This window comes from Neisseria sp. 27098_8_158 (assembly GCF_041433145.1).
Lineage (GTDB): Bacteria > Pseudomonadota > Gammaproteobacteria > Burkholderiales > Neisseriaceae > Neisseria > Neisseria subflava_E.
Map to the genome: position 1 here is coordinate 1 of NZ_JAPWAZ010000003.1, position 13,827 is coordinate 13,827.

Consider the following 13,827-nt stretch of genomic DNA (forward strand, 5'->3'; position numbering starts at 1 on the left):
TGCGGGAAGATGAAGGGGAAGGGAAGCTGTACGGACGGCGAGGAGATATTTAGGGGCAATGATGCGGAGTGTCGGCCTTTTACGGGGTAGAAACCTGATCTAAAGGGAGGAAGCGGATAAAGTAAAAAGGACGTGCACAGGCACGTCTTTTGGGGAGAGGGGAGTTTAATTGTTCCTGGCAACACAACTAACCTCAGTTAGCTTTAGCTAAGGAAGGAGATGAAATATTTAGTTTTGTCAGATTGGCATACTATCAATTTTCAGACGGCCCTTTGTTATAATCCTCTCTTTACCTGAACATAAAACAGGCCGTCTTATGGAAGTCATTCAATATCCCAATTCTCCGTTTAAACTCCACCAGCCATTTCCTCCCGCAGGCGACCAGCCCACTGCCATTACTGGCTTGCTCGAAGGGCTTTCAGACGGCCTTGCTTATCAAACCCTGCTCGGCGTAACCGGTTCTGGTAAAACCTACACCATGGCGAACGTCATTGCTCAAAGCGGCCGCCCCGCCATTATCATGGCGCACAACAAAACCCTTGCCGCCCAACTCTACGCCGAAATGCGCGAGTTTTTCCCTGAAAACGCGGTGGAATATTTCGTCTCCTACTACGACTATTACCAACCCGAAGCCTATGTGCCCAGTCGCGATTTGTTCATCGAAAAGGACAGCGCGATCAACGAACACATCGAGCAGATGCGCCTTTCCGCCACCAAAAACCTGATGACGCGCGACGACGTGATTATCGTCGCCACTGTGTCCGCCATTTACGGTATCGGCGACCCGACCGAGTATCAACAAATGGTGTTGTCCGTTAAAGAAGGCGACACCATCGAGCAGCGCGACATCATTGCCACGCTCGTTTCCATGCAGTACGAACGCGGCGATTTGGACTTTAAACGCGGCAGCTTCCGCGTGCGCGGTGACGTGATTGACGTGTACCCCGCCGAAAGCTCTGAAAACGCCTTGCGCATCAGCCTGTTTGACGACGAAATCGACCGCCTCGATATGTTCGACCCACTTTCAGGCAGCCTGCACCAGCGCGTCGGCCGCTACACCGTCTTCCCGTCCAGCCACTACGTTACCCCGCGCGACACCGTATTGCGCGCCTGTGAGTCCATCAAAGAAGAACTGCGCGAACGCATCGAATTTTTCGCCCGCGAACAACGCCCCGTCGAACAGCAGCGCATCGAACAGCGCACCCGTTTCGACCTCGAAATGCTCTATGAAATGGGCTTCTGCAAAGGCATCGAAAACTACTCCCGCCACTTCTCCGGCAAAAAAGAAGGCGAACCGCCGCCCACGCTGATGGACTACCTGCCCGACAACGCCATCATGTTCATCGACGAAAGCCACGTTACCGTTACCCAAATTGGCGGCATGTACAAAGGCGACGCATCGCGCAAACAAAACCTCGTCGACTACGGCTTCCGCCTGCCTTCCGCACGCGACAACCGACCGCTCAAATTCCACGAATTTGAAAAAGTCATGCCGCAAACTGTCTTCGTTTCCGCCACCCCCGCCAAATACGAAGAAGAACACGCCGGACAAGTCGTCGAACAAGTCGTCCGCCCCACTGGGCTGGTCGATCCCCAAATCATCATCCGCCCCGTCGCCACCCAAGTTGATGACTTAATGAGCGAAATCAACGACCGCATCCAAAAAGGCGAACGCGTGCTCGTTACCACCCTCACCAAACGCATGGCGGAGCAACTCACCGACTATTACAGCGAACTCGGCATCAAAGTGCGCTACCTGCACAGCGACATCGACACCGTAGAGCGCGTTGAAATCATTAGAGATTTACGGCTTGGACTATTTGACGTACTCGTCGGCATCAACCTCTTGCGCGAAGGCCTCGACATCCCCGAGGTCTCCCTCGTCGCCATCCTCGACGCCGACAAAGAAGGCTTCCTGCGCTCGCACCGCAGCCTGATTCAAACCATAGGCCGCGCCGCGCGCAACGTAAACGGCGTCGCGATTCTGTACGCCGACAAAATCACCGACTCCATGAAAGCCGCCATCGACGAAACCGAACGCCGCCGTGAAAAACAGATTAAATTTAACGAAGAACACGGCATCGTACCGCAGCAGATTAAAAAACAGGTCAAAGACATCATCGACGGCGTGTACCACGAAGAAGACAGCGGCAAAGGTCGTTTGAAAGGTAAAAACAAGGTTAAAGTCGGCGAGATTCACAACGAAGAAGACGCGATTAAAGAAATCGCGAAATTGGAAAAAGCCATGCAGCAGGCGGCTAGGGATTTGCAGTTTGAAGAAGCGGCTGTTCTTCGTGATAGAATTCGGGGAATTAAGGAAGGGTTGTTGTTTGGGGCTGAGTGACGGATAAGTTTGATATTATTCTTGAAATTTATGTAAATAGTCCAATTTATATACAAATGATCTTCAATCTAAATAAATTAGAGGAGCTGTGATGGATAATGCTTTTTGTACTATAAATGACCAAACTTACAATGCGTATCAATTTTCTCAACTTGATATAAGGACTATCTCTCAATTAAGGAGATTTCTTGAATGTCCGACTTGCCATGCACCCGCTTTTTTTAGAAAAGCGGCTAGAAATGGACAAGCTGCTTGTTTTGGAGCTCGCCCTCATAATGATGGGTGTATTGAAAGTGCTCCATTAAGTAGATTGATCAATGGAGAAAATGATGATGAAGATGTTTTGCATAATGATGGGCAGCGGATTGTATTAGACCTTAACTATGGTGCAGCAGAAGCAGTAAATCATATTAATGATGATATGAATGAAAATGGAGTAGGGAGAGGAGTACGATTTATAGGAAATGGTAATCGTCCTAATGCAGTAGCTCATCGCCGTTTAAGTACTATGCTAAAAAGCCTAGTTATTAATCCAGCGTTTCGAGTTTCAGAACAAGGGATTGAAATTAAAGATGAAATTCGAACTATATCTAATTTTTTTGTCTCATTCCATGAGATTAACCAAAATCATATAGGCCGGTTTTGTGGATACTGGGGGCAAATTGCTGATGTTAAAGAGGGAAATTATGAGGCTATTTGGCTTAATTCTGGTACGCGAGATGATGTTAGTCTATGCTTGCCGTCACAAATGCAACGAATTTTCTTCGAACGATTTGATATCAATGATGTGGAAGATTTAGTGGGATCCTATATTTTATGTTTGGGAGATTTAAAAAGATCGCAAAATAATAAAAAATATATTGTGATTGATGAATTAGCATTTGTAACTTGTTATTAAAAAGCAGCAAGCCGTAGTCCGCTTCTCTACCAACCGCGTGCCACCCCACCTGCGGTGGCACAAACTTTAAAACTGAAGTGTAGCAACTGTATTTTTCACCCAGTCGGGCAAAAATACCAAAACTCAAATCAAGCCGTTTGGATACCGTTTCGGAGAAGTAATCACGCATCCGGGTATTCAATACCGTCAGCAGTTTGCGCATACACGCCGTAACGGCAACCTTATACGGCTTACTCTTGGACAGCAGGCGTTGGTAGAAATCCTGAATTAGTGGTTCAAAACGTATCGCTACCACGGTAGCAAGCCGTAGCTTGCATCTCCACCAACTGCGTGCGTGGCTGCGCCACACACCCTACCTACGGGCGACACAAACTTTAAAATCGAAGTGTAGGGTGTGTGCGGTACGCACGCACGCGTTTTTTGCTGTTCAAATCATTATTTCAAACGTTCAGACAACCTCAAACGTTGTCTGGAAACTTTTAGAATAAAGGCCGTCTGAAATCCAGTTTTCAGACGGCCTTATTGTTCATATTGCTTCAAAATCTAACAGTCAAACTCGGCGATTACCGGCGCATGGTCGCTGGGGCGTTCTTGGGCGCGGGTTTCTAAATCGACGGTGACGTTGGTAAGGGTGGCGGCGAGTTCGGGGCTGGTGAGGATGTGGTCGATGCGCAGGCCGAGTTTGCGTTGGAACATGGCACCGCGGTAGTCGAACCATGTGTAGAACGCGCCTTCGGGGTGGATTTTGCGCAGGCTGTCGGTCAGGCCGAGGTCGAGCAGGTTTTTAAACCATTGTCTTTCGATGGAGGAGCAATGGATTTTTTCGTGCCATTTTTCGGGGTCGTAGCAGTCGGCATCGGCCGGGGCGATGTTGAAGTCGCCGAGCAGGACGAGTTTGGGGTGGGCGGCCATTTCGGTGCGGACGAACTCGGTCAGTGCGGCAAACCATTGTTCTTTGTATTGGAATTTTGGGCTGTCCAGGGCTTCGCCGTTGACGCAATAGACGTTGATGACGCGCACGCCGTTGATGGTGGCGGCGATGACGCGGCGTTGCGGGTCGTCGGGAAGGGCAGGAAGGCCGCAATGTACGTCTTGCGGTTCGTAGCGGCTGATGAGGGCGACGCCGTTATAGGTTTTTTGGCCGCTCCAGACGCAGTGCCAGCCCATCATTTGCAGGGCGGCGGCCGGGAATTTGTCTTGGTCGAGTTTGAGTTCTTGTAATGCGAGTATGTCGGCTTGGTGGTCGGCCAGCCAGTTTTGTACTTGGGGCAGGCGGACGTTGAGGGAATTGACGTTCCAAGTGGCGATTTTCATGATGTTTCCGTGTGTGCTGTTGGGTGGGAAGGCGGCGGATTGTGCCTGTGGGCATGGGCGGTATTGTATAGCGGATTGGTTTATTTTTCGATATGGGCTGAAAGGGGCAGGCAGTCTGAAAGCTGATGTTTCAGACGGCCTTGATATTGTGATGTGGAATAATATGTTTATTCGGCTTGGTCTTTGAGCGTGCGCAGGGTATTGAGGATGGTGGTGGCTTCTTCGGAGATGATGCGGTATTCGATGATGCGGTGGTAGCGTGTGAAATCGATGATGCCTTCGGTGCGCAGGCGTGCGAGGTGGTTGGCGATGCCAGTTGGGGAGGAGTCGAGTGCCTGTGCCAGTTCGGTAATGCTGCGGTCGCCGTCAAGCAGCAGAAAAAGAATGGCCATACGTTCGGGGTTGGCAATCAGTTTGAGAATGGTAGAGAGACGCTTGATTTCCATATTATTGTTCCTTTTGTCTGTTATATGAATGCTTGATTTAGGTTAAATTTGGATGATTGTGGTTTTTATTAATATTAACCTTATAATTCAAACTCTTACCTTGCAGTGTACACGGTTTTGTAAAATTTGAGGGCATTGTTTTGCAATTTTTTTGTTCATTTTCGATATTTTGCTTCGGTTGCGAAAATGGATTGAAAAGAGACGAAAAGGCCGTCTGAAATGTTCCGTTGCAGACGATTTTGCTGACGGATGTTTCAGACGGCCTTTGATTTGGTTTTAAGTTGTTTTTTCTTTTATGTTTGTTTGAAATCAGTTGATTGATTATTTTTAAACAAACAACAAGGTTTTATGATTATATGCTTAGGACTACACGCCCAGGACTTGTCAGACGCTTGGATGTGTTGTCGAAATGCGACTACTTTTTCTTCCAACCTGCGGTCATGGCGAAGGTGATGGGGTCGTAGTATTTCGGCAGCTTGGACGGAATGCCCACATCGTTACGGTACACGACGCGATAGCGGTCGGCGAACCAGTTTGGAACGATGGTGTATTGGTGGCGGATTAGTCGGTCGAGTGAGCGCGAGGTGGTTTGCAGCTCTTGGCGGTTGGTAAAGCTGTTGAAATGGGTCAGCAGTTTTTCAACCGCGGGATGACAGACGCCGGATAGGTTGCGGCTGCCTTCGGTTTTGGCGGCGGCGCAGCTGAAGTAGTCGTATTGCTCGTTGCCGGGGCTTTCGCTGTTGCCGTAGTAGCCGGTGGTTACGTCAAAATCGAAGTCGTTCATGCGTTTTTGGTACACGGCGGAGTCGGCGGTACGCACGTTCATGGTAATGCCGATTTTGGCGAGGTCGCGCTGCCATTTTGCGGTAATACGCTCGTAGTTTTTGCTTGGGGCGAGGAATTCAAAAGTCAGCGGTTTGCCTTGTTTGTCGACTGCTTTGCCGTTTTTGTATTGATAGCCGCCTTTTTCAAGCAGGGCGCGTGCTTTGAGCAGGTTCGGGCGCACGCCCAGTTTGGGGTCGGTAACCGGCGGCATAGGGACGTCTTGATCTAATACGCCGTCGGGCAGCTTGGTGCCCAATGATTTGAGCAATGCGGTTTCTGCACGGTCGGGCTTGCCGGTTGCGGCCATGGTGCTGTTGGTGAAAAAGCTGTCGGTGCGGCGGTATGCGCCGTAGAAGATGCGGCTGTTGACGCTTTCGTAGTCGAAGCTTTCAATCAAGGCACGGCGGACGTAAATATTGTCCAAGGGCTTGTGGCGCATATTGATGACGAAGCCTTGCATGCCTGCGGTGCTGTTTTGTACCCATTCGTGTTTGGATAGATTACGTTTTTTGAGGACTTCGTCGGAGTAGGCGCGCGCCCAGTTGCGGGCGACGTTTTCTTGTACGAAGTCATATTGGCCACCTTTCAGCCCTTCGATGCGGACAACTTCGTCTTTGACGTATTTGATGCGGATGTGGTCGTAGTTGTAGCGGCCTTTGCGCACGGGCAGATTTTGCGCCCAGTAGTTTTTGTCGCGGACAAACTCGCTGATGCGGCCGTTTTCAGCTTTGGCAAAACGGTAGGGGCCGGAGCCGATGGGTAGGCTGTTGGGCGCGGCGGCCAGGCCTTTGGGATAGCTTTTATGCGAGAAGACGGGCAGGCTGCCGAGAATCATGTGCAATTCTGAGTTGCGCTGCTTGAAGCGGAACACGACGGTGCGGTCGTTGGGCGTTTCTACTTTGGCCACGTCGCTCCAGTAGAAGTGGTACATGGGGGCGGCGGCTTTGTCTTTGGTCAGGATGTTAAATGAAGCGGCAACGTCTTTGGCCAAAACGGGATCGCCGTTGTGGAATTTGGCTTTGGGGTTGATTTTGAAGGTAACGGAAAGACCGTCCGGCGCCAGGGCGATGTCTTCGGCAATCAGGCCGTAAACGGCGTAAGGTTCGTCCATGCTTTGCTCGGTCAGGGTGTCGAGCGTCAGCATACTGATGCCGTATTCGTGGTTGCCTTTGAGGGTAAAGGGGTTGAGCGTGTCAAAAGCACCGAGGAAAGGCGTGGTAAACGTGCCACCTTTTGGGGCGTTGGGATTGACGTATTCGAAGGCGGTGAAGTTGGCCGGATATTTGGGTGGTTGGCCAAGGCCTACGCCGTGGGCGGCAAAGGCGGCAGATGGAATCAAACCAAGCAGAGAGAGTAGGGCTGGTGTTTTCATCTATTTTTCCTTGTAGGTCGAATGTAGTATTCAGTAGTGTGCCGATTATAGCAAAGGCCGTCTGAAACTTGATATTTTTGGTTTCAGACGGCGTCAGGTTTAAGAGGATTGTTTTTTCGTATGGGCGCCGAACTCGGCAAGCGTCATGTTCAAGGTTTCCAAGCAGGGCTGCATAATGTGGTCAACCGTTTGATTGACCTTATCTTTATTAAGCGTTTGCGGACGGTAGACAAAGAGTTTGAACAGCTCAGCCAAGTCGATGGACTCCGCCCCCATTTTCAAGACCCAGCCCTGACGGCCGAAATAGACATAGCCGTGTCGCGCCAGTTTTTCTAAAAGCTCGCCCAGTTCGTCAAAGCCCATATTGATATGCCGTCTGAACTCCTGCACCGGCAATGCCTTGCCGCTTTGTTGGGCAGAATCGAGCAGCAGCAGGATTTTCAATACATCGTCAAAGCGGCCGCGCGCATCCAGACTGCGGCGGAACGCTTCGCCGCGCCAATAGGACAGGGACGAGGTCAAAACCGCGCCGCCCAATACCAATGTCCATAACAGGTTGAGCCACAACAGGAAAAACGGTACTGCCGCAAATGCGCCGTAAATTGATTTGTAGCCGTCAAAGTTGCCCATGTACCAAGCGAACAAAAAGCGTGCCGTTTCCAAGCAAAACGCCGTTACAGCCGCGCCGACCAAAGCATGGCTGGCAGGCACAAAACGGTTGGGCACAAAGCGGTACAAGCCCCACAGCAGCACCGTAATAAATGAAACCGTAGTGATAACCCTCAGCCATTCTGATCCGCCAACTACTTGCACCTGGCCGATTACAACCGACAGGCCTACGCCCAAAGACAAAGGACCAAACGTCAGCAACGCCCAATACACCAAAAACTGCATCATCCAAGGCCGTTGCGAATTGACGCGCCAAATCCGGTTAAACGCATTGTCTATCGTCCGAATCAGCATCAGCGAGGTTACGACCAACATCACACTACCGATGGCCGTCAGCTTGGTGGCCTTATCGCGGAACGCATTGATGTAGTCAAACACCATATCCGCGCCCTGCGGCACAATGGTGCGGTTGATAAAAGAGACAAATTCCCCCGACCATTGGTCGAAAACGGGGAAGGCCGAAGCGATGACGACCATCACCGTCAACACGGGCACCAAAGCCAAAAGCGTCGTAAACGTCATGCTTGCCGCCACCTGCGGCACACGCTCCTCATCAAAACGGCGCACGACAAACCAAGCGAACGCCACGCCTTTACTCTTTAAAAAACCTTGCCACCATTGCGAAAACGGCATAACCTTTTCCCACTTTTAAATTGAAATTTCTTCTTTTCAGACGGCCCGAGTATTCAAAAGGCCGTCTGAAACCTGATAGCATTGTAACGGAAACCCCAAATGAACCCAAATCCTCTGAAAATCCTCGTCCTCTTTTATTCCCAAAATGGCAGCACGCGCAACCTTGCCCGCCAAATCGCACGCGGTATCGAAAGCGTGGACGGATGCGAAGCCGTGTTGCGTACCGTTCCCAAAGTTTCCACCGTTTGCGAAGCCGTTGAAAAAGACATTCCCGACGAAGGCGCGCCATACGCGACTGCCGACGACCTCAAAAACTGCGCCGGCCTCGCGCTTGGCAGCCCGACACGTTTCGGCAATATGGCCGCCGCGATGAAATACTTTATCGACGGCACCATTCCCCTTTGGCTCGGTGCAGAACTCGTCGGCAAGCCTGCCACCGTATTCACCAGCACATCTTCGCTGCACGGCGGCCAAGAAAGCACCCTGCTGACCATAATGCTGCCCCTGTTGCACCACGGCATGGTCATCAGCGGCATCCCATATACCGAGTCCGCGCTCAGCAATACCCAAAGCGGCGGCACGCCTTACGGTGCAAGCCATGTTTCCGGCCACGACAGCAAGCCGGCATTGACTGCTGAAGAAAACGATATTGCCTTCGCACAAGGTAAACGTTTGGCAGAATTGGCACGAAAATTGGCAGACTGATTACCTTGTAATAAAAAGATTAAGGCCGTCTGAAACCTGATAATATGGGTTTCAGACGGCCTTTTTAGTTAATTTGGACTAGATTAAAAATAAATATTTTGAATTAAACGAACTACTTAGAAAATAGTGATTAGAACATAGTTTCATCGGACTACATCTTTTTGATAGAATCTGCGACCAAATTGTAAAGATAAGCTAATTGGAGAGGCTATGTCACTACCTGTATTTCCCTATGGCAAATTAAGCTTTGCCGTCAGTCTGGCGCTGTGTTCGGCGTATTCTTTCGCGACCGAAGTAGAAAATACCCAACCGCAAGAACGTGTCGATTTACCGACAGTTACCGTCCAAGGTGTCGGAAAACAGACTACTTTCAACTACACCATTCCCGCTTCCTCCGCTGCGACAGGCATCCGCCTGACCCAGCGTGAAACGCCGCAGTCCCTGTCTGTCGTTACCGAAAAACAAATGGACGACCAAGGTTTGGATACCTTGCAGGACGTGTTGAAACAAACGCCGGGCGTGTTCCACAGCAAAATGGGCAACAACGTATCCGGCCACAGCCAATTTATTTCGCGCAGTCAGGCGATTGACAGCATTTCCGTGGACGGTGCGCCCAAGTTCCTTTACGACGGTAAAGCCATCCGCCGCGGCACCAACAATCTGGACAGCACGTTGTACGAACAAGTCGTCGTCGTACGCGGCGCAAGCGGTTTGTCCAACGGCGGTATGGGCGAGCCGGGCGGTACGGTTGCTTTGGAACGCAAAAAACCGACTGCCAAACCTGCCATCAGCGTAGAAGCCGGTGTCGGTTCGTGGAACCACTACCGCTTCGTCCTTGATGCCAATCAGCCTTTGAATGCAGACAATACCTTGCGCGGCCGCGCTATTTTGGTCAGCGACCATGGAGGCGATTACCTGCCGAACACATCGCGCCACAATCACACTTTCTACGGTACGTTGTCTTACGATATCACGCCGCAAACCGAATGGCGCCTCGGTACGGAAATACACCGTTTCCGCAATACCGGTAGCTCGCGTTTCAGCTATCTGACCGCAGCAGGTTCGCGCCGTACTGGATTCATACCGTTTGAGTCTTCGCCGCGTAGCAATTCGTCCGCACGCTGGGCATACGGCAAAGACACCAGTGCCGAAGTGTTCACTTCCCTCAGCCATGAGTTTGACAACGGCTGGAAACTGACAGGCGATTACAGCCATGTTTCGGGTAAAAACGACATCGTTTCAGGCATTGCCGGTACATTTGAAATCAATTCCGATTACTCTGCACTTTTCACTTCAGACCGCGACCGCAGCAAATACCGCGACCAGAATTTTTCATTGACCTTGGACGGCAATTATCCAGCGTTGGGCCGTTCGCATGAGTTCAATGCGGGCATCAGCTATCAGGACAACAAAGAAAACCTGTCTTTCTATGAAGAAGGCGAATCGACGATTCCTGATTTGCGCCTCTTTAACGGCAATATCGCCAAACCCGATATGCCGTATCTGCGCGATGGTTTTTCAAGCATGAAAAACCTGTCGGTTTACGGCTCGACCCGTTTCAAACTGACCGATAAGCTCGCCTTTATCGGCGGCAGCCGTTTTGTGGATTGGCGTTACCGTTACAGCACCAGCCGTAACAAATTCGCACATAGCAGCCATAAACAAAACGTTTTCATTCCTTATTTGGGCGTAACCTACGACATCGGCGACAATTTGACCGCCTATGCGTCTTACACCACCATTTTCCGTCCGCAAGTACGTTACCTGACCAAAGACGGCGCAGCGCTCAAACCGCAGCGCGGCAAAACTTACGAGACCGGTTTGAAAGCGTCATGGTTTGAAGGCCGTCTGAATGCTTCCGCTTCCGTCTTTATGAACAAACGCGACCATTTGGGCGTTGTCGCAGGCAAATTCGCGAATGGCGAGGAATACTACCGCGCAGCCGACAACACCACAACAAAAGGCGTGGAACTCTCTGTCGGCGGCCGCCTGAGCGATAAATGGCTGTTGAATGCGTCTTATGCACGTTCCAAAATCAAAGACAGCGAAGGGGTTCAACTGCATCCGTCTTATCCGGTTCATTTGTTCAAACTCTTTACCGCGTATGACGTGACCGACCGTTTGAACCTGGGTGCCAATGTCAACTGGCAAAGCCGCAGCCATACGCTGGATGAATACCCTGCAGACATCAATCCAGCTGCCGCGGCCGCGTTGACCCAACGTCCGTACGCAACGCTGGATTTGACCGGTCATTACAAAATCGGCAAATCCACCCGCATCAGTTTGGACTTTGAAAACGTCTTTAACAAACGTTACCGCACCATGCCGGATATTCACGTTTACGGCACGCCGCGTAGTGTGACTGCAACGGTTAAACATACGTTCTAATTGAAAAGAAAAATAGTGCAGGCCGTCTGAAAACCTAAATTATCGGGTTTTCAGACGACCTGAATTTTTTTCTCATATTGTTTTGATGTCAAACCTGACTAAAACTTGCTCGGTATCTTGAGCAAAGAAATCAAAATGACAGGCACAAAAAAGACCGGAACATATCCGGTCTTTTTAATGATTTCGCACTTACGCTTGGTAACCTTTCGCTTCGGCAAGCAGGGCCAGCAATTCTTCAGTCGTATCCCAACCGATGCAGGCATCCGTAATACTTTGACCGTAAACTTCAGGCTTGTCTTGGCGGCCTTCAACCAAGTGGCTTTCCACCATCACGCCCATGATGTTTTCTTCACCGGCTTTCAGCTGCGCCGCAACATCGCGCGCTACATCCATTTGTTTGCGGAAGTCTTTACGGCTGTTGGCATGGCTGCAGTCCACCATCAGTTTGCTGCTCACGCCGGCTTTTTGAAGCTGCGCAACCGCGTCTTTAACGTGTTCTGCGCTGTAATTAGGCTCTTTACCGCCGCGCAAAATCGCATGGCAATCAGGGTTGCCGCTGGTGTGGACAATCGCAGAATGACCGGCTTTGGTTACAGACAAAAAGTGGTGCGGATGATTGGCGGCACCGATGGCGTCGATGGCGATTTTCAGATTGCCGTCCGTACCGTTTTTAAAACCGACAGGGCAGGAGAGGCCGCTGGCCAATTCGCGGTGTACCTGGCTTTCAGTCGTACGCGCACCAATCGCGCCCCAAGAAATCAGGTCGGCGTAGTATTGCGGCGTAATCATGTCCAAGAATTCAGTCGAAGCAGGCATGCCCATTTCGTTCAAAGTCAGCAACAACTGACGCGCTTGGCGCAGGCCGTAGTTAATGTCAAACGTACCGTCCAAGTGCGGATCGTTAATCAGACCTTTCCAGCCAACGGTTGTACGCGGTTTTTCAAAATACACGCGCATTACAATCAGTAGCTCTTTCTCATATTTTTTGCGCAAAGGCAGCAATTTTTGCGCATATTCTACCGCCGCCTTAGTATCGTGAATCGAGCATGGGCCGATAATGACCAGTAAACGGTTGTCGCGGCCGTGAACCAAATCCGAAATCTCATGACGCGTTTTATAAACTAAATTGGCAACCTGAGGCGTAACAGGCAGCTCATACAAATGTGCGATTGGAGGGAGTAACTCTTTGACTTCTTTGATCTTAATGTCATCGGTAGGGTGGTGTTGGGACATGATGGACTCTCTTGTTTATTTTTGATACAGGTTACAGGTTTTAGCAGAATTAAACAAGGCTTAGTTTTTTGTTTTAGCAATTTTATTCTAAAATTTCTTTATTTTAATTATTTTATAGAATTTAAAATCAGTTTGTTTATAAAAATTAATATTTAATGCTATTTAAGAATTTTATTTATATAATAAAGGGTTTTGGGGTTTTATCAAAATACAGGCCGTCTGAAAATGTTCAGACGGCCTGAAGTCTTACATAGACCAAAAATTGAGAAGCGTGAGGGCTATCGATATTGTTCCAGCAAGGGCGAAGAGAAAGGAGTCCAATACACGCCTTTAAGGCCGCTTTCAACCAATTTGTCATTCAACCAAGTGTTACAAGTATTGAATAAATGATAGCGCCCTTTGGCTTCGTAAAAAGCATCGTTAGATTGATGATGAATTCCTTTTAGCAAGATGGGGTGCCCATTTTTTTGTTGAAAACCGGCCAAGAGCGATTTTGTTAAATTCCTGTATTGCTCAGGCGTGACCAAAAATTTGACGACGTGGCTATTTTCTCGTAGTTCAAAAGGATAATAAGTAACATGAATCAGCGTACGGTTCAGCCCGCTTAATGCACCTAAAGCATTGGAGAAAGTCAAATCTTTCCACTCAGGCGTGTATAAATAAAAATTGCGCTCCCCCCAGCCTAAACCGATATGCGTTATTTGAGGATTAGTAGAAAGCGTGTCTTTTGGATTGACGACATTCGACCAATCAAAAATATCATTCTTCAGCGGCATGACTACATCAGTATGCACGCCGTTACTGACTAAAAATAAAGTAATTTCCCCTTTGGGCTGCTCTTCATTAAGCGGCAATGAAGCCATCATCCAAGCAGACAAAAAATACAATAGGGCAAAAATAGGGATAATCAGCGCTATTTTGCCGATTTTTTTGAGGATGTGAAGGAAGGAACGCATTCGTTTTTTTTAAAGGCAATTAAGTTTGAAGGTGTGTATTTTCC

General features: G+C 49.6%; 10 protein-coding genes and 1 pseudogene. 4 read left to right on the forward strand and 7 right to left on the reverse strand.

Annotation, left to right across the window (positions count from 1 at the left end):
- The first annotated feature begins 316 nt into the window (after nt 1-316).
- Together uvrB and O3681_RS08305 are read left to right on the forward strand one after the other, a co-directional pair.
- On the forward strand, nt 317-2,344 hold the full coding sequence (gene uvrB, locus O3681_RS08300) for an excinuclease ABC subunit UvrB (protein WP_371459717.1): 2,028 nt from the start codon (nt 317-319) through the stop codon (nt 2,342-2,344).
- 91 nt (nt 2,345-2,435) lie between these two features.
- Nucleotides 2,436-3,242, forward strand: coding sequence for a hypothetical protein (locus tag O3681_RS08305; RefSeq protein WP_371459718.1), 807 nt, complete (start codon nt 2,436-2,438; stop codon nt 3,240-3,242).
- A 148-nt stretch (nt 3,243-3,390) separates the two neighbouring features.
- On the opposite strand, the pseudogene O3681_RS08310 reads toward O3681_RS08305, so the two are convergent.
- From O3681_RS08310 to O3681_RS08330, 5 genes and pseudogenes are all read right to left on the reverse strand, one after another.
- A pseudogene (locus O3681_RS08310) lies at nt 3,391-3,552 on the reverse strand (IS110 family transposase); the annotation flags it as partial.
- A gap of 233 nt (nt 3,553-3,785) precedes the next feature.
- A complete protein-coding gene (gene xth / locus O3681_RS08315; RefSeq protein WP_371459719.1) occupies nt 3,786-4,556 on the reverse strand; it encodes an exodeoxyribonuclease III in 771 nt (256 codons plus the stop codon).
- Between the two features lie 167 nt (nt 4,557-4,723).
- The gene (locus O3681_RS08320; RefSeq protein ID WP_049331758.1) at nt 4,724-5,002 is read right to left on the reverse strand and encodes a helix-turn-helix transcriptional regulator; all 279 of its coding nucleotides are present in this window, start codon (nt 5,000-5,002) and stop codon (nt 4,724-4,726) included.
- Between the two features lie 415 nt (nt 5,003-5,417).
- Nucleotides 5,418-7,199 (reverse strand): extracellular solute-binding protein, encoded by a 1,782-nt coding sequence (locus tag O3681_RS08325; RefSeq protein WP_107723967.1) that lies wholly within the window; start codon nt 7,197-7,199, stop codon nt 5,418-5,420.
- Nucleotides 7,200-7,298: 99 nt separating this feature from the next.
- Nucleotides 7,299-8,501, reverse strand: a complete 1,203-nt coding sequence (locus O3681_RS08330) for a YihY family inner membrane protein (protein ID WP_371459720.1) — start codon at nt 8,499-8,501, stop codon at nt 7,299-7,301.
- A 99-nt stretch (nt 8,502-8,600) separates the two neighbouring features.
- On the opposite strand from O3681_RS08330, the gene wrbA reads away from it, so the two are divergent.
- Both wrbA and O3681_RS08340 read left to right on the forward strand, forming a co-directional pair.
- Nucleotides 8,601-9,206 (forward strand): NAD(P)H:quinone oxidoreductase, encoded by a 606-nt coding sequence (gene wrbA, locus O3681_RS08335; protein WP_300480437.1) that lies wholly within the window; start codon nt 8,601-8,603, stop codon nt 9,204-9,206.
- A 210-nt stretch (nt 9,207-9,416) separates the two neighbouring features.
- Nucleotides 9,417-11,594, forward strand: a complete 2,178-nt coding sequence (locus tag O3681_RS08340; RefSeq protein WP_371459721.1) for a TonB-dependent siderophore receptor — start codon at nt 9,417-9,419, stop codon at nt 11,592-11,594.
- Nucleotides 11,595-11,783: 189 nt separating this feature from the next.
- Here O3681_RS08340 and aroG read toward each other — a convergent pair whose 3' ends face one another.
- Together aroG and O3681_RS08350 are read right to left on the reverse strand one after the other, a co-directional pair.
- Nucleotides 11,784-12,827 carry a 3-deoxy-7-phosphoheptulonate synthase AroG gene (gene aroG / locus O3681_RS08345; protein ID WP_003683923.1) on the reverse strand — a complete coding sequence of 348 codons (1,044 nt, stop codon included), beginning with the start codon at nt 12,825-12,827 and terminating at the stop codon, nt 11,784-11,786.
- Nucleotides 12,828-13,105: 278 nt separating this feature from the next.
- Entirely contained in the window at nt 13,106-13,783 is a 678-nt protein-coding gene (locus O3681_RS08350) for a TIGR02117 family protein (protein WP_300480444.1), read from the reverse strand.
- Nucleotides 13,784-13,827: the final 44 nt, after the last annotated feature.

What these genes read in the sequence shown, in the direction of transcription:
- uvrB (WP_371459717.1), top strand. Translation starts at nt 317, where the DNA reads ATGGAAGTCATTCAATATCCCAATTCTCCGTTTAAACTCCACCAGCCA.
- O3681_RS08305 (WP_371459718.1), top strand. Translation starts at nt 2,436, where the DNA reads ATGGATAATGCTTTTTGTACTATAAATGACCAAACTTACAATGCGTAT.
- xth (WP_371459719.1), bottom strand. Translation starts at nt 4,556, where the DNA reads ATGAAAATCGCCACTTGGAACGTCAATTCCCTCAACGTCCGCCTGCCC.
- O3681_RS08320 (WP_049331758.1), bottom strand. Translation starts at nt 5,002, where the DNA reads ATGGAAATCAAGCGTCTCTCTACCATTCTCAAACTGATTGCCAACCCC.
- O3681_RS08325 (WP_107723967.1), bottom strand. Translation starts at nt 7,199, where the DNA reads ATGAAAACACCAGCCCTACTCTCTCTGCTTGGTTTGATTCCATCTGCC.
- O3681_RS08330 (WP_371459720.1), bottom strand. Translation starts at nt 8,501, where the DNA reads ATGCCGTTTTCGCAATGGTGGCAAGGTTTTTTAAAGAGTAAAGGCGTG.
- wrbA (WP_300480437.1), top strand. Translation starts at nt 8,601, where the DNA reads ATGAACCCAAATCCTCTGAAAATCCTCGTCCTCTTTTATTCCCAAAAT.
- O3681_RS08340 (WP_371459721.1), top strand. Translation starts at nt 9,417, where the DNA reads ATGTCACTACCTGTATTTCCCTATGGCAAATTAAGCTTTGCCGTCAGT.
- aroG (WP_003683923.1), bottom strand. Translation starts at nt 12,827, where the DNA reads ATGTCCCAACACCACCCTACCGATGACATTAAGATCAAAGAAGTCAAA.
- O3681_RS08350 (WP_300480444.1), bottom strand. Translation starts at nt 13,783, where the DNA reads ATGCGTTCCTTCCTTCACATCCTCAAAAAAATCGGCAAAATAGCGCTG.